Source organism: Moorena sp. SIO4A1, assembly GCF_010672065.1.
Classification (GTDB): Bacteria; Cyanobacteriota; Cyanobacteriia; order Cyanobacteriales; family Coleofasciculaceae; genus Moorena.
This window is the reverse complement of sequence record NZ_JAAHHX010000852.1, coordinates 1-1250: the sequence shown is the minus strand read 5'-3', so window position 1 is coordinate 1250 and position 1250 is coordinate 1. Positions and strand designations below refer to the sequence as shown.

At 44.2% G+C, this 1250-nt stretch carries 2 pseudogenes; one reads left to right on the top strand and one right to left on the bottom strand.

The features are described from left to right. Positions 1–127 (top strand): annotated as a pseudogene (locus F6K53_RS43480) (transposase); the annotation flags it as partial. 17 nt (positions 128–144) lie between these two features. Here F6K53_RS43480 and F6K53_RS43475 read toward each other — a convergent pair. Continuing rightward, positions 145–1055, bottom strand: a pseudogene (locus tag F6K53_RS43475) (IS630 family transposase). Positions 1056–1250 lie beyond the last annotated feature (195 nt).

Sequence of the window (1250 nt, the reverse complement as noted above, 5' to 3'; positions counted from 1 at the left end):
GCTAGCCTTGGGGTTAATTGAGAAGACATTAAGTCGGGGATATCATCCGGGAATTGTCCTGATAGATGCTGGATATGGAAACAATACATCATTTGTATTAGAGCTAGAAAATCGACAACTCAAGTATAGCAACCGCCACAGCGGTTAGGACGCTAGACCCAAGACATACTCCATCGCATCCCGTAGACAATCAAACTAACTGGTTAAGTTGTTTACGAATACGACTTTTGAGCCAAGACCAGCATCGCTCAATCTTGTTAAGGTCTGGAGAATACGGAGGTAAATATAACAATTGACAGCCTGCAAGTTGAATCAGTTGCTCAATACGACCCCCTTTATGAAATGTGGCATTATCCATCACCACTACCTGCCCCGGTTTAAGCACAGGGAAAAAGCCATGTTTCCAACCACAACTCAAATACACTTCGATTGCACGAGCCTTCCACAGTAAAGGGAGCCAATAGTTGCTGGTTACACAATGCTGCAATCATATTGACTCTACCCTGTCTACGTCCTGACACCAGAGCATGAAACCAAATTCCTTTCTCATTCCAGCCATAGCCGTAGTCTTCTCGGAAGTCCGATGCCCGCTTCATCGACATAAACAATTGTTTGAGCTTCCTGAGTTGCCACCTGCTCGCTTGTATGCTTGTCTTTTCACCTCGTCACGTTGTAGGTAGCCGTAGGTCTTTTTTTTCGTGTGAACCCAATTTTTTTGAGTGCTCGTCCAATTGTGCGTTCGCGAAGCGTCGGGCTTTGCCCGAATCGCTAATATCCCCCTCCCACAGTTGAGCCATTTCCACTTGTGTTTTATCCCCATGAATCCGCCGCATTCTCCCGAAATTTCTCCCAGTCTGTGATGGAAGTGGCCACTACCGCGCTTGTTGATTGGGCAATGCTATATAGTCCCCCGTTTCGGCTTTTCGCTTCAGCCATAAGTCAATGGTGTTGCGACTGATCTTGAACAGTTGACTGACTTCACTTTTCTTCATACCACCTTCAATTATTGCTTCTATCACTTTTTTTCGGAGATCGTAACTATAGGCTTTGGGCATCGGTAATGGGATTGCTGTGTCTCAAACACTACTTCTAGTCTATGTCCTAACCGCTCTGGCGGCTGCTATATCCCTCTTCTGTCACTCTCCGAATTCAATGATTAACAAATAAGTCAGATTATCCAGAATTAAAAAAGAATTGATATTGATTAATATCACTAATTAGCTGATTCAATCCCAGCAATAAGTTACTAT